19 protein-coding genes and 1 pseudogene are annotated in these 16,698 nt (G+C 73.1%); 13 read left to right on the top strand and 7 right to left on the bottom strand.

The features are described 5' to 3' along the window. A pseudogene (locus tag F6X68_RS19905) lies at nucleotides 1–733 on the bottom strand (carboxypeptidase regulatory-like domain-containing protein); the annotation flags it as partial. A 160-nt stretch (nucleotides 734–893) separates the two neighbouring features. Here F6X68_RS19905 and F6X68_RS19900 point away from each other — a divergent pair. The 5 genes from F6X68_RS19900 (at nucleotide 894) to amcA (ending at nucleotide 5,646) form a co-directional block, all read left to right on the top strand. After that, nucleotides 894–1,247: a sterol carrier family protein gene (locus F6X68_RS19900; protein WP_225852315.1), complete on the top strand. Its 354-nt coding sequence runs from the start codon at nucleotides 894–896 to the stop codon at nucleotides 1,245–1,247. Nucleotides 1,248–1,418: 171 nt separating this feature from the next. Then, a complete protein-coding gene (gene purF, locus F6X68_RS19895) occupies nucleotides 1,419–2,957 on the top strand; it encodes an amidophosphoribosyltransferase (protein ID WP_151455709.1) in 1,539 nt (512 codons plus the stop codon). Between the two features lie 58 nt (nucleotides 2,958–3,015). Then, nucleotides 3,016–4,170, top strand: a complete 1,155-nt coding sequence (gene purM, locus F6X68_RS19890; protein WP_132235146.1) for a phosphoribosylformylglycinamidine cyclo-ligase — start codon at nucleotides 3,016–3,018, stop codon at nucleotides 4,168–4,170. Nucleotides 4,171–4,340: 170 nt separating this feature from the next. Further along, the gene (gene amcB, locus F6X68_RS19885; RefSeq protein WP_305069294.1) at nucleotides 4,341–5,444 is read left to right on the top strand and encodes a cyclophane-forming radical SAM peptide maturase AmcB; all 1,104 of its coding nucleotides are present in this window, start codon (nucleotides 4,341–4,343) and stop codon (nucleotides 5,442–5,444) included. After that, the gene (amcA, locus tag F6X68_RS19880; RefSeq protein ID WP_151455707.1) at nucleotides 5,413–5,646 is read left to right on the top strand and encodes a multiple cyclophane-containing RiPP AmcA; all 234 of its coding nucleotides are present in this window, start codon (nucleotides 5,413–5,415) and stop codon (nucleotides 5,644–5,646) included. The genes amcB and amcA overlap by 32 nt, the downstream gene beginning before the upstream one ends. 143 nt (nucleotides 5,647–5,789) lie before the next feature. Here amcA and F6X68_RS19875 read toward each other — a convergent pair whose 3' ends face one another. Both F6X68_RS19875 and F6X68_RS19870 read right to left on the bottom strand, forming a co-directional pair. Next, nucleotides 5,790–6,005 carry a DUF3073 domain-containing protein gene (locus tag F6X68_RS19875; RefSeq protein ID WP_089002617.1) on the bottom strand — a complete coding sequence of 72 codons (216 nt, stop codon included), beginning with the start codon at nucleotides 6,003–6,005 and terminating at the stop codon, nucleotides 5,790–5,792. 286 nt (nucleotides 6,006–6,291) lie between these two features. Next, nucleotides 6,292–7,374, bottom strand: a complete 1,083-nt coding sequence (locus F6X68_RS19870) for a Glu/Leu/Phe/Val dehydrogenase (protein ID WP_151455706.1) — start codon at nucleotides 7,372–7,374, stop codon at nucleotides 6,292–6,294. 172 nt (nucleotides 7,375–7,546) lie between these two features. On the opposite strand from F6X68_RS19870, the gene F6X68_RS19865 reads away from it, so the two are divergent. Then, nucleotides 7,547–8,386, top strand: coding sequence for a hypothetical protein (locus F6X68_RS19865; RefSeq protein WP_151455705.1), 840 nt, complete (start codon nucleotides 7,547–7,549; stop codon nucleotides 8,384–8,386). Between the two features lie 251 nt (nucleotides 8,387–8,637). Further along, on the top strand, nucleotides 8,638–8,847 hold the full coding sequence (locus F6X68_RS19860; protein ID WP_007073996.1) for a BldC family transcriptional regulator: 210 nt from the start codon (nucleotides 8,638–8,640) through the stop codon (nucleotides 8,845–8,847). A gap of 101 nt (nucleotides 8,848–8,948) precedes the next feature. Here F6X68_RS19860 and F6X68_RS19855 read toward each other — a convergent pair whose 3' ends face one another. Continuing rightward, complete coding sequence (locus tag F6X68_RS19855; protein WP_132235136.1) at nucleotides 8,949–9,347, bottom strand: PPOX class F420-dependent oxidoreductase; 399 nt, start codon at nucleotides 9,345–9,347, stop codon at nucleotides 8,949–8,951. Between the two features lie 55 nt (nucleotides 9,348–9,402). Between F6X68_RS19855 and F6X68_RS19850 the strand changes: the two genes are divergently transcribed. Further along, complete coding sequence (locus tag F6X68_RS19850; RefSeq protein ID WP_151455704.1) at nucleotides 9,403–10,182, top strand: bifunctional 2-polyprenyl-6-hydroxyphenol methylase/3-demethylubiquinol 3-O-methyltransferase UbiG; 780 nt, start codon at nucleotides 9,403–9,405, stop codon at nucleotides 10,180–10,182. Nucleotides 10,183–10,255: 73 nt separating this feature from the next. Here F6X68_RS19850 and F6X68_RS19845 read toward each other — a convergent pair whose 3' ends face one another. Beyond that, nucleotides 10,256–10,552, bottom strand: coding sequence for a hypothetical protein (locus F6X68_RS19845; protein ID WP_151455703.1), 297 nt, complete (start codon nucleotides 10,550–10,552; stop codon nucleotides 10,256–10,258). A gap of 162 nt (nucleotides 10,553–10,714) precedes the next feature. Between F6X68_RS19845 and F6X68_RS19840 the strand changes: the two genes are divergently transcribed. Together F6X68_RS19840 and F6X68_RS19835 are read left to right on the top strand one after the other, a co-directional pair. Further along, complete coding sequence (locus F6X68_RS19840) at nucleotides 10,715–11,572, top strand: 3-hydroxyacyl-CoA dehydrogenase family protein (RefSeq protein WP_151455702.1); 858 nt, start codon at nucleotides 10,715–10,717, stop codon at nucleotides 11,570–11,572. Between the two features lie 55 nt (nucleotides 11,573–11,627). After that, nucleotides 11,628–12,371 (top strand): enoyl-CoA hydratase/isomerase family protein, encoded by a 744-nt coding sequence (locus tag F6X68_RS19835; RefSeq protein ID WP_151455701.1) that lies wholly within the window; start codon nucleotides 11,628–11,630, stop codon nucleotides 12,369–12,371. Between the two features lie 65 nt (nucleotides 12,372–12,436). Here the strand turns inward: F6X68_RS19835 and F6X68_RS19830 are convergent, their stop codons facing one another. Next, nucleotides 12,437–13,786: an ABC transporter substrate-binding protein gene (locus F6X68_RS19830; RefSeq protein ID WP_151455700.1), complete on the bottom strand. Its 1,350-nt coding sequence runs from the start codon at nucleotides 13,784–13,786 to the stop codon at nucleotides 12,437–12,439. Nucleotides 13,787–13,941: 155 nt separating this feature from the next. Between F6X68_RS19830 and F6X68_RS19825 the strand changes: the two genes are divergently transcribed. Both F6X68_RS19825 and F6X68_RS19820 read left to right on the top strand, forming a co-directional pair. Next, nucleotides 13,942–14,331, top strand: a complete 390-nt coding sequence (locus F6X68_RS19825; protein WP_151455699.1) for a hypothetical protein — start codon at nucleotides 13,942–13,944, stop codon at nucleotides 14,329–14,331. Nucleotides 14,332–14,496: 165 nt separating this feature from the next. Beyond that, entirely contained in the window at nucleotides 14,497–15,204 is a 708-nt protein-coding gene (locus F6X68_RS19820; protein ID WP_151455698.1) for a DUF2786 domain-containing protein, read from the top strand. Between the two features lie 120 nt (nucleotides 15,205–15,324). Here F6X68_RS19820 and F6X68_RS19815 read toward each other — a convergent pair whose 3' ends face one another. After that, the gene (locus F6X68_RS19815) at nucleotides 15,325–15,843 is read right to left on the bottom strand and encodes an SRPBCC family protein (RefSeq protein ID WP_151455697.1); all 519 of its coding nucleotides are present in this window, start codon (nucleotides 15,841–15,843) and stop codon (nucleotides 15,325–15,327) included. 203 nt (nucleotides 15,844–16,046) lie between these two features. Between F6X68_RS19815 and F6X68_RS34305 the strand changes: the two genes are divergently transcribed. Next, on the top strand, nucleotides 16,047–16,698 hold a 652-nt coding region (locus tag F6X68_RS34305; protein WP_225852314.1), incomplete at its 3' end, for a hypothetical protein.

The following is a 16,698-nucleotide window of genomic DNA, read 5'->3' as shown; positions in this document are numbered from 1 at the left end:
TGGGGCTCGGGGTCGTCTCGACCTTGATCGCCAGCGCGATGCGCTGGCCGGTGACGCTCTGCCCGGCGGACGCGTCGAAGCTCTTGGTGGCGTAGACCTCACCGACGCTGGCACCGATGGCGAGCCGGCCGGGCGCGATCGGCTTCTCGCTGTTGCCGGAGAAACGGAAGTTGCCGTCGTCGTCGCTGATCGTGTCGATCTTCTTGCCGGCGCCGTCCTGGAGCATGACCACGGCGTTCGGCACGGCCTTGCCGTTCGCCTGCACGACCACCTTGCCGGAGACCGACTTGACGGTCTGCGTCTGGGGCGGCTGGGACGGCTGGGCCCGGCCCTTGACGCCGAGCTGGAAGGTGGCGGTGCCGGCGCCGGACTTGTCGCCCTCGGCCGCCACCGTCACGGTGACGTTGGCGTCGCCGGCGTTGTCGCTGGCCCTGATCCGCAGCAGCTGGGACCTCGGCCGGTCGTTGTTGACGTCGATCTCTCCGCAGCCGCCCGCGCAGCTCACGCCGCCCGGCAGGCCGGCGAGGCTGATCTTGACCTTCTCGTCGCCTTCGCGGGGGGTCACCTGCACGGTGACGGCGGCGTCGCTGCCGGCGTTGACGGTGACCGAGCCGGGCGACACGGTGACGTCCGCGGCCAGGGCTGGTGTGGCGGGGGCGGCGAGCAGAGCGCCGACAACCAGCGCCACGACCACACCGGCCCGCTGCTTCCAGGCACGTCGGTGTGTTGACACGTCCACCGCCCTTCCGGACTGACTTCCCTCGGCGGCGGGGCGCCGGGCCGGGGATCATCACGGTACGAATACGCCGTCGGCAACTATGCCTTGTCTGACCGGATCGGCGCGACCCAGGGCCAGCGTCAGGCGCGGCGCGTTGAAGCCGTATCGTCCCGTCGTGTCCTCTCCGCACACTAAGTCCGCCGCGGTCGCGGCGGCGTTGTCGGCGCTCGACGAGGGGCGTACGCCCGAACGGCCGGTCCTCCGGGAGGCGGTCCGTGCCCTGTTGACCGTCCTCGCGGAGCGCGCCCCCGGCCGATCGGTGGAGGTGCGGGTCCCACCTTACGGCGCAGTTCAGTGCGTTCCCGGTCCCCGACACACCCGTGGCACCCCCGCCAACGTCGTCGAGATGGAGCCCGAGACCTGGCTGGCGGTGGCCACCGGACGGCTCGACTGGGCCGACGCGATCACCCAGGGTCGCGTACGGGTGAGCGGAATCCGAGCGGATCTCTCCGCGCACCTGCCGCTCTAGCTGGGGCGATACGCATCGACCGGTCACACATCGGAGCCGGATCGTGACTTTCTGTATCGACACGGATTCGCGTACACTGTCAGGCGACGACAGTGGTCCCGGCCGAGGAGTGCGGATCCGCCCCCCGCGTGATTCCGCAAGGCCGGTCCAGATCAGCATGAGGGAGCGCAGGTGCCCCGAGGCGACGGCCGGCTGAGCCACGACCTTGATCCCCAACGACCAGGCCCCCAGGACGCGTGCGGCGTCTTCGGCGTCTGGGCGCCCGGGGAGGAGGTCGCCAACCTGACCTACTTCGGGCTCTACGCCCTCCAGCACCGTGGTCAGGAGGCCGCGGGCATCGCGGTCAGCGACGGCTCGGGCGTCGTGGTCTACAAGGACCTCGGCCTGGTCGCCCAGGTCTTCGACGAGCCGACCCTGGCCAGCCTGCGCGGGCACGTGGCGATCGGGCACGCCCGCTACTCCACCACCGGCGGCTCGACGTGGGAGAACGCCCAGCCGACCATCCGGTCCACCACCTCCGGCACCACCATCGCGCTGGCCCACAACGGCAACCTGGTCAACACCGCGGAGCTCCAGCGCGAGGTCGCCGAGCGGGGCCTGGTCGCCGACGGCTCGACCAACGACACCTCCCTGGTGACGATGCTGCTGGCCAGCCGCCCGGACCTGTCGGTCGAGGCGGCGGCGCTGGAGGTGCTGCCGCGGCTGCGGGGCGCGTTCAGCTTCGTGTTCATGGACGAGTCGACCCTCTACGCGGCCCGCGACCCGCACGGCGTACGCCCGCTGGTGCTGGGCCGTCTGGAGCGCGGCTGGGTGGTGGCCAGCGAGACGGCCGCGCTGGACATCGTCGGCGCGAGCGTGGTCCGCGAGGTCGAGCCCGGCGAGCTGATCGCGATCGACGAGGACGGCCTGCGCTCCAGCCGGTTCGCCGCCCCGGAGCCCAAGGGCTGCCTCTTCGAGTACGTCTACATCGCCCGCCCGGACGCCACCATCGCCGGCCGCAACGTGCACTCCGCCCGGGTGCAGATCGGCCGCCAGCTGGCCAAGGAGCATCCGGTCGAGGCCGACCTGGTCATCCCGGTGCCGGAGTCCGGCACCCCGGCCGCGATCGGCTACGCCGAGGAGTCGGGCATCACCTACGGCGCCGGCCTGATGAAGAACCCGTACGTCGGGCGCACCTTCATCCAGCCGTCGCAGACGCTGCGTCAGCTCGGCATCCGGCTCAAGCTCAACCCGCTGCGGGAGAACGTCCGGGGCAAGCGGCTGGTCGTGGTCGACGACTCGATCGTGCGCGGCAACACCCAGCGGGCGATCGTGCGGATGCTGCGCGAGGCCGGCGCGCTGGAGGTGCACGTGCGCATCTCCTCGCCGCCGGTCAACTGGCCGTGCTTCTACGGCATCGACTTCGCCACCCGCGCCGAGCTGCTGGCCAACGGGCTGGACAACGACGGCATCCGGCGCTCCATCGGGGCGGACACGCTCGGCTACGTGTCGCTCCCGGGCCTGATCGCCGCCACCGAGCAGCCGAAGACCCGGCTGTGCCGGGCGTGCTTCGACGGGGAATACCCGATCGAGCTGCCCGCCGGCAACCTGATCGGCAAGCACGTGCTCGAAGGGGTGGGCCGGCGGGTCGCCGCGCAGGCGGTCGATACCCCGGAGCACACCGCCCCGCTCGTCGCCACTCCGGGCGGCGTGACCACACACCGCCCGTAGCACCACCCGGCGCGGCCCGGCCACCGCCGGCGCGGCGCCAGAACCAAGGGGGAGAACCGTGACGCACGTGTCCGAGCGCAGCGGCGCAGGAAGCAGCCCGTCCGGCGCCGGCGGCGACCGCCAGCCCTGGACGGCCGGCACCGGCCGCCAGGCGCGCAAACGCTCGGTCTCGTACGCGGACGCCGGGGTCTCGATCGAGGCGGGCGACCGCGCGGTCGAGCTGCTCAAGTCGAAGGTGAAGCAGACCCGACGCCCCGAGGTGATGGGCGACCTGGGTGGCTTCGCCGGCCTGTTCCGGCTGGACACGAAGAAGTACAAGAACCCGATCCTGGCCTCGTCCACGGACGGCGTGGGCACCAAGCTGGTGATCGCGCAGCAGATGGACATCCACGACACGGTCGGCATCGACCTGGTCGCGATGGTCGTCGACGACCTGGTGGCCTGCGGCGCCGAGCCGCTCTTCCTGCTCGACTACATCGCCACCGGCGAGGTCGTGCCGGACAAGGTCGCCGAGATCGGCGCCGGTATCGCCGACGGCTGCCGCTACGCCGGCTGCGCCCTGCTGGGCGGCGAGACCGCCGAGCACCCGGGCGTGCTCCGCCCGGACGAGTACGACATCTCCGCCACCGGCGTCGGTGTGGTCGAGGAGAGCGACATCCTCAGCCCGGACCGGGTCGAGGTGGGCGACGTGGTCATCGCGATGCGCTCCTCCGGCCTGCACTCCAACGGCTACTCGCTGGTGCGCCACGTGCTGCTGGGCGCCGGCCGGATGCGGCTCGACGTGGTGATCGACGACTTCGGCCGGCAGCGCACCCTCGGCGAGGAGCTGCTCACCCCGACGAAGATCTACGCGCAGGACTGCCTCAAGCTCATCGCCGAGGCCGAGGTGCGCTCCATCGCCCACGTCACCGGCGGCGGCATCCCCGGCAACCTGGTCCGGGTGCTCCCCGAGCACGTCGACGCGGTCGTCAACCGGTCCACCTGGAAGCCGCAGCCGATCTTCGACCTGATCCAGTCCAAGGGGCGGATCGAGGACCCGGAGATGGAGGCGACCTTCAACATGGGCGTCGGCATGTTCGCGATCGTCTCCGCCGAGGACGCGGACCGCGCGCTGGCCACCCTGACGGGCCGGGGCGTCGACGCGTGGCAGGCCGGCGAGATCATCGAGGGCTCCGGCAACGTGCAGATGGTCGGCCAGCACACCCGGGGCTGATCGACTCCCGGTGACCGTACGGGCACCTGATCAGGGCTTCACCCGAGTGGCCGTCGCCGCCTAGCCTGAAGGGCACCCTCAGAGCTGTCGGGGCCGCCTGCCCGGTTTTCCCGACAGCCCTTCAGGCGCGGAGGAGGGCAATGGCTGCTCGGGGACTGTCGTTCAGCGGGATGCGCGGCCTGGCCGCCGTCCCCTCGTACGTGGTCATGCAGCCCACCACCCTGTGCAACCTGGACTGCGCCTACTGCTACCTGCCGTTCCGCGCGGCCGACCGGCGGATGCCGGTGCCGGTGGCCGAGGCGGTGGCCGCGTCGGTCAACCCGTGGGCGGCGGCGGGCCGGTTCTCGGTGGTGTGGCACGGCGGCGAGCCGCTGGCCGCCGGCCGGGAGCACCTGGCCGCGCTGATCGCGCCCTTCGGGCCCGGGGTCGAGCACCACGTGCAGACCAACGCCACGCTGATCGACGACGCCTGGTGCGCGTTCTTCGTCGAGCACGGGGTGCGGGTGAGCGTGAGCGTGGACGGCCCGCGGGAACGCAACGGCGACCGGGTCACCCGGGGCGGCGGTCCCGCGTACGACCGGATCCTGCGCGGGGTGGCGGCGCTGCGCCGGCACGGCCTGCCGTTCTCGGCGCTGGCGGTGGTGGGTCGTCCCGGGCCGGGCCTGGCCACCGAGCTGTACGACTACTTCCTCGACCTCGGCTGTGACGTGCTGGGCGTCAACATCGAGGAGACCGAGGGGGTCAACCTCCGCGACAACTCCCACGACGCGGAGCTGGTGACCGCCTTCTGGGCGGAGCTGGTGGCGGCCTGGCGCCGGGAGCCCCGGATCCACCTGCGCGAGGTCGAGTGGTCGCTGCGGTACGCCGCGGCGGTGCTCGACGGCAGCGCCGACGACCTGCTTCCCCGGCGGTTGGACCCGATCCCGACCGTCGGCCACGACGGCTCGGTGACCGTGCTCTCGCCGGAGCTGGCCGGCTTCACCGATGTCCGGTACGGCGACTTCAGCAGCGGAAACGTGCTGGCCACCCCGCTGGTCGAGATCCTCGCCCACGCGGACCGGACGCCCTGGGTCGGCGAGTTCCTCGCCGGCGTCGAGGCGTGCCGTGCGACCTGCCCCTACTTCGGGTTCTGCGGCGGCGGCCACGCGGCCAACCGCTACTTCGAACAGGGGCGTTTCGACGGTACGCAGACCGCGCACTGCCGCAACAGCAAGATCCACTTACTGGAGGGAGTGTTGGAGCATGCCCGAGACCACCAGTCACCGGCATCCTGACCGGAGGACGGACACCCCGGACGAGGTCGCCGACCGGGTGCGGGAAGCCGCGCCGGGACTCACCGCACTCCTCCACGAGGCCGAGGCCGCGCGGCGACTACGGGCCGAGGTGGCGGGCGGGGACGGCGCGAGCGCCGTGTGCGCCTGGAACCACTTCGAGAACATCCCGACGTTCTACAACTGGAACAACCGTCCCCGCTGAGACAGACCGTGATCAGGGACCTGCCGATCGTCCGGAGGGTTGTCCGGGCGGGGCAGGTCCCTGATCGTCGGTCTTGGCGCCGCTTCGATGGGCACATGCGTGAGCACGCGGGCGATCACCGCGTGCTCAGCTGCTACCGGAGGTCAGCGGGGCGGACGTACCCAGGGATCCGGGTCTTCGTCCGCGTGATCCTCATCATCGTCGTCGACATACTCTTTGTAGTCGTCGTCGAAGTTGTGCTCAGACTTACCAGCACCCGCCAGTTCGCGCTGCAAGGCGGTGAGGTCGGTGTTCGGGGAGTGGTACTTCAACTCCCGCGCCACCTTCGTCTGCTTGGCCTTAGCACGGCCGCGCCCCATGGCTCGACCCCCTCGCACAGAATGCGGGGCAGCCCGAAGGCGGGCCCCGATGACGTCAGGCATCTCTCGTGGCTCTTACGGTACATGGGGATGCCACCGTTCGGCACCTCGGGTTACCGTCGACCGACACCGCGCGTCGCGGTCATCCGGCCGTCACCGATTGTACCCGGTAAGGAGCGGCGCCGGGAGCGCCCGTGACACCGGGCAGAGCCATGCGAAACCACCCTAACGGGACGGGCCGCCCGCCGGGGCCGGGGGCGGAACGGCCGCTCCGCCCCCGAGGCGCTCAGCGCAGGTGGATCGTGCGCAGCCGGCCGACGTCGGCCATCCGCCGCTCCGCCAGCCGGTCCGCCGCCACGGCCGGCGGCACGCCCTCGGCGTCGGCCAGTCGCAGGATCTCCCGGGTGGTGTCGTAGATCCGGGTCGCGCGCAGCTTGGCCCGGTCGAAGTTGAAGCCCTCGATCTCGTCCGCCACCTGGATCACGCCGCCGGCGTTCACGACGTAGTCCGGGGCGTAGAGGATGCCGCGGTCGGCGAGGAGCTTCTCGATGCCGGAGTGGGCGAGCTGGTTGTTGGCCGCGCCGGCGACCACCTTGGCGCGCAGCGCCGGCACCGTGTCGTCGTTGAGCGCGCCGCCCAGGGCGCACGGGGCGTACACGTCGATGTCGGCGGCGACCAGCGCGGCGGCGTCGTCGACCAGCGCGACCTGCGGGTGGGTGGCGCGGGCCCACTCGAGGGCCTTCGGGTTGACGTCGGTCGCCACCACCTCGGCGCCGTCGTCGACCAGGTGGCCGACGAGGTACTTGCCGACCTTGCCCAGGCCCGCCACGCCGACCCGCCGGCCGGCGAGGGTCGGGGCGCCCCAGACGTGCTCGGCCGCGGCCCGCATGCCCTGGAACACGCCCCAGGCGGTGAGGATCGAGGAGTCGCCGGCGCCGCCGTGCTCGACGCTGCGGCCGGTGACGTACGAGGTCTCGCGGGCGATCACGTCCATGTCGGCGACGTAGGTGCCGACGTCGCAGGCGGTGTAGTAGCGCCCGGCGAGGGACTCCACGAAGCGGCCGTACGCGCGCAGCAGCGCCTCGCTCTTGATCCGCTCGGGGTCACCCCAGATGACCGCCTTGCCGCCGCCCAGGTCCAGCCCGGCGAGGGCGTTCTTGTAGGCCATGCCCCGGGAGAGGTCGAGCACGTCGGCGAGGGCGTCGGACTCGCTGGCGTACGGGTAGAACCGGGTCCCACCGAGCGCGGGGCCGAGCGCGGTGGAGTAGATGCCGATGATCGCCTTGAGGCCGGTCTGCTTGTCCTGGCAGAACACGACCTGTTCGTGACCGCTGGACCCCGGGTCTTCGGTGGTGGCGAATACGCCCATGACTCGCTCCTGGTGTGGGGTGCGCCCTTGTGGGACGCGGACCGGTGGACCGCCGGCGGGATGCTGCCGGTGCCGCTGAGCCTAGTATCGGCCGACGCCGTCCGGCCGCCCACGGCACGCGTGATCGCGCTGCCGACGACGGCCGAGTTCCAATTCGTGGGAGGATCGCGCCGTGCCGTCGCTCTTCGCTTCATACCTGCGCGTGTACGAGCCGCTGACCGCCTTCGACCGGGACCGCCAGGCGTACTGGCGGCGCTACGTCGAGCAGGGGCGGGCGGTGGCACCGGTGGAGGGGCCGGGCCGGCAACGGACGTCGGTGCTCGAGGCGCTCGGCGCCGGCTGGACCCGGCTGCCCGACCTGCCGGACGAGGCGTACGTCCTGGAGACCGACGAGGCCCTGCTGGTCTGCCCGTGGAACCTGCGCATCCGGGTGGCCGAGGCGGCGTTGAACGCGCGCGACGGGGTACCGCCGGTGCTGGCCGACGCGTTCGTGCCGCCGGTGCTCGCCGGGCAGGCGAAGGCCGTGGTGGAGGACTGGCGCAGCGGGGCGCGGGTGCTGGAGCACGGCGTGCCGCGCGTGCACGAGCAGATCGCCACGTGGGGCGTACCGCTGCGCTGGTTCGTGCTCTTCGGCCCGGAGGAACGGCACCACGTGACCCACCCCGGGCGGCGGGCGCTGCACTACCGGACGGAGATCTCCAAGGCGCGGCGGCGTTCGTCGCGGGCCCTGTCGGTGCTGCGCAAGTCGATCGGCGACGCGCCGATCACTGAGGCGGTCGAGGAGGCCGCCCGCTGGCTGGAGGAGTTCCACCCCCGTTCGATGGTGGAGCTGGACTACGGCGGCCTGGTCGAGCTGCTGTCGGACGAGACGCTGGCCGCCGACGACTCGCCCCAGCTGGTGGCGAGCGGGCTCGCCGGGCTGTCCCGGGGCGAGGCGGAGGAGGCCTCGGCGGCGTACGACAAGCTGGTCGCGCGCTGGCGGGCGGTCCAGCTGCTGGAACGGTGCAACTGAGGCGAAATCGCCCAGAAACTGCTCCGAAGTCGAGGCGAGTTCGTAGTCGACGCATCACGAACCGTGATCATGAGTCCGAATAAGGTACTTTCTGCCGTGTAAAAGTCGCATAAATCGGGCATGGTTCATCCGTCCGTCTAGGGACGTTCGGCCGTTCGGCCCATGTCGGACATCGGGGACTAGCCGGACCATGGGAGACGCGTCGACCGGCGGGACCCCGGCCGATGTCTATACATGTGGAGGAGTGACCGATGGCATCGCGAACGCACGAACCAGAGCCGCTACTCACACCGGCCGAGGTGGCGTCGATGTTCCGTGTCGACCCGAAGACGGTGACCCGGTGGGCAAAGGCGGGCAAGCTCAGCGCCATCCGCACGCTGGGTGGACACCGTCGGTACCGGGAGTCGGAGGTCAGGGCCCTGTTGCAGGGACAGATCCCCCAGCAGCGCCAGGGGGACTGACCGACCGGGATACAAACGGGTGTGAACGGAGGGCGGCGGACATGGTCCGCCGCCCTCCGTCGTGTCCGGACCCCGCCCGCGTACGGACGACGGGCGTGGGATCAGGCGCCAGCCGGCGGCCGGTCCGCGAGGACGACCCGGATGCCGACCGTGCCGCTCTCGCCGCGACGCAGGCGGCTGCCGAGCAGGCTGAGCCGGCCGATCATCCGGTACTTCTGCTTGATCAGCTCACGTACCCGCCGGGTGCCGGCCGCGTCGCAGAGGGTCGCGTGGGCGGCGACCGCCTCGCCGTGCGGGCGGCCCCGGACGTCGCACGGGGCCACCGTGACGTCGCCGCTGCGCCGGATCCGCTTCACCTTGCCGGCGTCCGCCGCCGACCACACCCAGAGCGCGTCGCCGTCGCGCACCGCCCAGACCGGGGTCGGCACCGCCCGACCGTCCTTGCGGAACGTCGTGAGCAGGATGTACTTCTCCGCGCCGAGGCGGTCCAGGGTGGTCACCCCGCCAAGGATACGGCCGGTGCGGCTGACTGACCGGCCGGATAGCGTGAAGCCCGTGACGGGACAGCCACGGATCGGTGACGTGTTCGGGGAGATGCTGCGCGACGCGTACGCCGTGGCCACCGGGGTCGGCCCCCGCCCGCTGGCCGGCGGGCGGCTGCCGCGACCGGTCATCGAGATCATCGAGCGGGACGACGGGCTCATCAACGGCGCCCCCGCCGCGCACTACCTGGACGGGCCGGCCGACTGGCAGCCGTACGACCACCGGGCCGTGGACCGGGTCCGGGGCGCGACCCTGGACGTCGGCGTCGGGGCGGGCCGGATCGCGCTGCTGCTCCAGGAACGGGGCGTGCCCGTCACCGGGCTGGACACCTCGGCCGGGGCCCTGGCCGTCTGCCGCCGCCGGGGCGTACGCGACCTGGTGCACGGCACGGTCGACGCGCACGTGGCGGACGGCCGCCGCTACGACACGTTCCTGCTGCTCGGCAACAACGTGGGCCTGCTGGAGGGGCGGGAACGCGGGCCGGCGTTGCTGGCCGCGCTGGCCGCGCTGGCCCGGCCGGGAGCACAGGTCATCGCCCACGGCACCGACCCGTACGGCACCCGGGACCCGGTCCACACGGGCTACCACGAGCGCAACCGGCGTCGGGGCCGGTTCGGTGGGCAGCTCCGGCTCCGACTGCGCTACCGGGAACTGGGCACCGAGTGGTTCGACTACCTGGTCTGCTCCCCGGACGAGCTGGCCGAGCTGGTCCGGGGCACCGACTGGCGGCTGACCGACGTGGACGATCGGGACGCGCCGTACTACCTGGCGACCCTGCGCCTCGCCGGCTGACGACCGGCCCCGACCGCGGACCCCCCGACGCCGACGCCGGATTCCCGCCGGACGCGGGAACCCGGCGCGGGTGTCAGACCTGGACGGTCGGGGGGAGCTGCTCGGGCGGCAGGCCGCCGTCGCCGTCGACCACCTCGTCCGGGGTGCCGTCCTCGTCGAGGTCGACCATCGTGATGTCCACCTTGCCGTCCCCGTCGGTGTCGAACTGGAACAGGTCGGGCTTGCCGTCCCCGTCGGTGTCGACCACCCAGACGTCGGTGCGGCCATCGTTGTTGGTGTCGGCGCGCAGCAGGTCGACCCGCTCGTCCCCGCGGGTCTCCACGGTCTCCGCCGCGTCCGCGGCGTGCACGGTCTCCGGTGCCTGGCTCATCTGGGCCGTCCTTCCCTCGGTTGCGTGCCGTGGTACCCGATCCGGCGCGCCCCCACGCATGCCGGGAAGATCGCCGCTGCATAGGGTCGGGCCCATGAGCGAGTGGAGCGGACGGCGGGGCGCGGGTCGACCCCGTCCCGCCACCGGAGACAGGGAGGCGTCATGAGCGACCGCTTTGTCGTCGTCGGGGCCGGCACGATGGGGCTCGGCATCGCGTACGTGGCGGCCGGAGCCGGCCACGCCGTCGAGCTGGTCGAGGTGGACCGGGCCCGGGGCGCGGCGGCCGTCGAGCGACTCGGGGAGCTGTGGGACAGGGCGGTGGCGCGCGGCAAGCTGGACGCCGACCGGGCCGCGACGAACCGGCAGCGGGTGACGCTGCGCTCGGGGCTCGCCGAGGTCGCCGAGGAGCCGGCCGTCGTGGTCGAGGCCGTACCGGAGCGGCCGGAGCTGAAGCGGGCGGTGCTGCGCGAGGCCGAGGCCCTGCGACCGGCGCTGCTGGGCAGCAACACCTCCAGCATCCCGATCGCCGAGCTGGCCGAGGGGCTGGCCCGACCCGAGCGCTTCCTCGGGCTGCACTTCTTCAACCCGGTCTGGGCGATGGCCCTGCTGGAGGTCGTGGTCGGCCCGGCCACCGCCGAGGAGACCACCGCCGCGGCGGTCGCGCTCGCCGGGCGGCTGGGCAAGGACCCCGTCGTCGTACGCGACATGCCCGGCTTCGCCACCTCCCGGCTCGGGGTCACCCTCGGGCTGGAGGCCATCCGGATGGTCGCCGACGGGGTGGCCAGCCCGGCCGACATCGACAAGGCGATGGTGCTCGGCTACCGGCACCCGGTCGGCCCGCTGGAGCTGACGGACATCGTCGGGCTGGACGTGCGGCTCGACATCGCGCGCACCCTCCAGGCCGCGTACGGGGACCGGTTCGCCCCGCCGCCGCTGCTCGCGGAGATGGTGGCCGCCGGCCGCCTGGGCAAGAAGTCCGGCCAGGGCTTCTACCGCTGGGAAGGCGGGGTGCGTTCGTGAGCGTGAGGAGTGAGCTTGCGAGCCCCGCAGTCGCGAACGGAAGGGGGGCCTGCTCATGAGTGGGCTGCGGATCGAGGAGCAGCCGGACCGGCTGGTGGTGACGCTCGACCGGCCGGAGAAGCGCAACGCCATCGACGCCGACCTGATCGCCGAGCTGCACCAGGTCTGCGCGGAGCTGGAGGCGCGGCCCCGCCTGCTGCTGCTCACCGGCGGCGCCGAGGGGATCTTCGCCGGTGGGGCGGACATCGGGCAGCTTCGTGAGCGGGGCCGGCTGGACGCCCTCGCGGCGATCAACTCGGCGGCCTTCGCCCGGATCCGGGCGCTGCCGATGCCGACCGTGGCGGCCGTGGACGGGCCCGCGCTGGGCGGGGGCGCCGAGCTGGCGTACGCCTGCGATCTGCGGGTCTGCACGGCGCGGGCGGTGTTCGGCCAGCCGGAGGTCCGGCTGGGGATCCTGGCCGGCGCGGGCGCCACCCACCGGCTGCCGGCGCTGGTCGGGGAGGCCCGGGCCAAGGAACTGCTCTTCACCGGCCGGCGGGTGGACGCCGAGGAGGCGCTGCGGATCGGGCTCGTCAACCGGGTGGTGGCCGAGCCCGGCGAGCTGCTGCCCACGGCGCATGGGCTGCTCGACGAGATGGCGAAGGGGTCCGCGCTGGCGCTGCGGCTGACCAAGCTGGCGGTCGACGCGCCGGCCGCCGCGCACCCGCACCTCGACCTGGTCAGCCAGGCGGTGCTCTTCGAGGACGAGGAGAAGCACCGGCGGATGACGGAGTTCCTCGAGCGGCGACGCCCCCGCTGAGCCCCGGACGAGACGACGGCCGCACCGGTCACCGGTGCGGCCGTCCGTGTCCCACGGGTGGTGACTCAGTGCCGGATCTGCACCCCGGCGTCCGCGAGGGCCCGGATCACCTCTGCGGACTCGGCGAAGCCGATGACCAGCACGGCCTCCGCGCCGAAGTCCTTGATCTCCTTCGCGCCCGCGACGAAGTCGACCGGGTTCGCCTTGGCGTCCGCCGGCGGGTCGTAGGTCAGCAGCTTGAGCCGGTCACCGCCGATGCCGGCCCGCTCCAACTCGGCCCGGACGGTGCCCTGGAGGCCCTCGCCGTAGGAGTCCTTACGGGCGACGATGGCGATCTTCTGCGGGCCGTCGCGGAGGATCACGTCGGCCAGCGCCCGGCCCTGGAGGCTGTCCGGCGGGGCGGTGCGGAAGTAGAGGCCGTTGTCGTCCAGCTCGGTGAGGCTGGCGTCGGTGTTCGACGGGGAGAACAGCACCTTCCCGGCCTGCACCACGTCGGGCAGCACCGCGCGGGAGATGCCGGAGGCGCTGGCGCCGATGATGACGTGGACCTTCTGCGCGACGTGCCTCGCCACGGTGGCCTTGGCGACCGCCGGGTTGGTGCCGTCGTCGCCGTCGATCCAGACCACCGGCTCGCCGAGCACCCCGCCCGCCGCGTTGATCTCCCTGATCGCCAGCTTGGTGCCGGCGGAGATCGGCGGGTACGCGAGGGCCAGGTCACCGGTCTGCGACAGCAGGCCGCCCAGGACCAGCGGCGAGCCGTCGCTGCGGTCGGTCCGGCCGCCACGCTGCTTCTTCCCCTTCGGCGGCGCCTTGGTGCTCGCCGCCGACTCGTCCCCGGCCCCGACGAACTCCGTCTTGCCGTCGTTGAGCCGCTGGCCGTCGAAGTGCAACGTGCCGTAGCTCGCGGTGGACGGCTCGCCGGCGTCGGTGAAGCCGGCCCGGGTCAGCGAGACGCTGCGGTACTCCACGTCCCGGCCCGCGCGGGCCAGGGTCAGGCACTCCGCCACCCGTTCGCAGCGCTGCCCGTCGTTGGTGACCCCGACGATCTGCTTCGCGATGGCGGCCGGATCCGTCGTGCCCGCGAGCTGGGCGGCGATCGCGCTGATCACCACCGCGTCGTACGCCTCGGCGGAGTAGAGGAAGTCGCCCAGCTTCGGGTCGACGGACCGGAGCCGGTTCTTGAAGTCCTCGGGCAGGGGCGTGAGCGGCGTGGTGCCCTTCATGCCGTCGACCAGGCTGGCGCGGTCCTTCAGCTCGGCAGGGTACGAGTTCAGCATGTTGCCGTCGGTGCCGTAGAGGCGCACCTGTTGGGTGGCCGCCTCCTCGGGCTCTTCGGTCCCGCAGGCGCTCGTGGCGAGCAGGAACGTCGCGCAGGCAGCCAGGGTGGCCGCCCGCGAGGCGCGTGACTTGAACATGGTCGTCCTTCCTCCGGCGAAGGTCCGCTGCGCACATTAGCGTGCTGGGCCGTGCGGCGGGACCACGGATGCGGCTCAATCCGCAGGTCGCCCGCCCTGATTACGGAGCGTGACCGCTGGTGGATGGCTTGACCCTCCCCTCTACCGTGCTGTGGGTGACGGACTCACCACAGCAGACGCTTGACGACGCGACCGCCGTGCTCCGCTCGGCGCTGGCCGGGGACGGCGACGCGGTGGCGGGGGCGTTCGACGCGGTCGTCGACCGGTCCGGCCTGGCCGGCGCGTACGGGGTGGCCTGGTGTCTTGCCGCCACCATGGTCGGCGATCCGGTGCCGCCGGGCACGTGCGCGCTGGACTTCCCCGGCATCGAGGAGGCGGGCTACGACACCCGCTGGGTGGCGCGCTTCGTGAGCGCGTACGCCAACGCCGACGACGACACCGGCGAGGCGCTGTTCGGCGCGGCGGCGGCCGACGGGCTGCTGCCGGAGTGCCTGCTCACGCTCGCCGGCTCGACCGTGGCAACGCTGCGTAGCCGGACGACCTGACCGTTCGTGCCGCCCCGACGGCACGGCCCGGGACGACGGCGCACGCCGGCCGGACGGGTGGGCGCCCGGCGGCCCGGACGGGTGGGCGCCCGCCAGCCGGACCGTCGCCGCCCGCCAGCCCGGACGTGGCGCGGCGGGGCCGGGCCGCCGTGACAGGCTGAGGGCATGTCCGACGCCATGCTCAGCAAGGTGCGCAAGCTGCTGGCCCAGGCCGAGGACCCGGCCTGCACCCCCGCCGAGTCGGCCGCGTTCACGGCCAAGGCGACCGAGCTGATCGCCCGCTACGGCGTGGACCGGGCGCTGCTGGCCGCCCGGGACCCGGCCACGGACCCGGTCGGCGACCGGGTGGTCGAGGTCGTCGCCCCGTACGCCCGGGACAAGGCCGGCCTGCTCGCCGCGGTCGCCGATCCGCTGCGCTGCCGCTGCGTCCGCCGCCGGGAGGGCGCCGGCTTCGCCATGCACCTGTTCGGCTTCGCCAGCGACCTGGAACGGGTCGAGCTGCTCTTCACGTCGCTGCTGGTGCAGGCCGCCCACGGGCTGGCCGGCGTCGAGGTGCCGGCCGGCGCGCACGTCGCCGCCTTCCGGCGCTCGTGGCTGGCCGGGTTCGCCCAGGTGATCGGCGTGCGACTGCGGGCGGCGGAGGCCGGGGCGGTCGCCGAGGCGGGCGCGCCCTCGGTGGCTCTGGTCCTGGCCGACCGGTCGGACCGGGTCCAGCACCGCGTCGCCGAGGTGTACCCACGACTGCGGACCGCCGCGCCGCGCAGGCTGGCCGGCGGCGGGTTCGGCTCGGGCGCCGAGGCGGGCCGCCGCGCCGACCTCGGCGGCCGGGGCGTCGCCACCGCGCCGGGCGCCCGTCCCGGCCTCGACCGCTGACCCGCCGCAGCCTCTGGCGGTGCGTGACGGTGGCGGATGGTATCGGTGGCGCGTGGCCGGGCGGCGGTGGCGCGTGGTGCGGGCGGTCGGGCCGCGGCCGCTGATTCGCTCGGAAGCCGGTCAGTCGGCGCTGTGGTCGGCCACTCTGGCGGCGTAGCGGGTGAGCAGCTCGTGCCAGCCGGCGGTCAGCGCCTGCCGGTAGCCCTCCGCGGCCTCGCCGTGCCGGTCGAAGTGCCGGTGTTCGACCGCCACCCGCGTCCGCTCCGGCCCGTCGGCGTGGAAGAGCACCTCCACCTCGCTCGCCTTCGCCGGGTCCGGCACCGGTGCCCGGTCCGCCCCGATCTGCCAGGTGAAGACCAGCCGCTCGGGCGGATCCCAGGTCAGCACCCGGCCCCAGTCGCAGCGGAAGCCGTGCGGACCGATCTCGTAGAGCATCCCGCCGCCGCGCGGCTCCATGCCCAGGTCGGCTAGCTGCTCCGGCCCGGACCAGGTGTATTCCACCACCCACCACTGCGCCAGGGCGCCGGTGAACACCTCGAACGCCCGCTGCGCGGGAGCGGGGACCAGGAGGGCGCTGCGCAACGCGAATCGTTCGGACTCCTGCCGGATGCCGGCCGGGTCAGCCATCTCCTGTCCCATAGGCCCGGACCATACCGGCTCATGCCCGGGTGCGCAGCTTCGTGATTGCTGTCTTCGGGCCGCCCATCCGTACGCCGGAAGACGCCCGCGCGCCCCGCCCGTGACCGGCCGTGTCGCCGTGCCGGCGGGATGTTCGGCCGGATAGCGGGTACCCGCGCCGAACGGTCCCGGCCGGCCCGGCCGGAGAATGCGGAGCGGGGAGCATGAGCGAGAACGCGCAGCAGCGGGACGACGACCGGACCGGCGGCCGATCGAGGCGACGTGACGGGGAAGCGGAACCCGCCCGCCGGGGTGGGGAGAACGAGCCGGACGTCCTGCTGGACATCCCGGAGGTGTCGGTCGACTCGATCCGGCTCGCCGTGGACGGGCTGGACGCCGACGTCTCCCTGCGGGCCAGGCTGGCCAACCTCCTCCAGCTCGACGCCGGGGTACGGGTGCACCTGGAGGGCGTCGAGCTGGACATCACCGGGGTGCACGCCGAGGCGTTGCTCAAGGTGCGGCTGGAGAAGCTGGTGCAGATCCTCGACCGGGCGCTGACCACCATCGACCGCAACCCGCAGGTCATCCAGACGCTGTCGGGTACGGCGACGGCCTCGATGGACGACGTGAACCGGGCCAGTCAGCAGATGGCCAACCTGAGTGAGCAGCTCACCGGCCCGGGGGAGCGGGGCGGCGGGGCTGAGCAGCTCACCGCCCTCGGGGAGCAGCGCCCGCTGGAGCGGGCCGGCGGCGCGACCGACGATCTCGGTCAGCAGGTGGGCGCGATCGGTGCGGTCGCCGACCAGTCACTGCGGGAGCCGGGCGGCCCGGGCCGGGGCGGCAAGCCCGGCGCCGGCCAGGGCGGGGAGCCGGGCG

Origin of the sequence: Micromonospora sp. AMSO12t (assembly GCF_008806585.1) — a bacterium.
GTDB lineage: Bacteria > Actinomycetota > Actinomycetes > Mycobacteriales > Micromonosporaceae > Micromonospora > Micromonospora reichwaldensis.
This window is presented reverse-complemented; position numbering and strand designations above follow the sequence as displayed.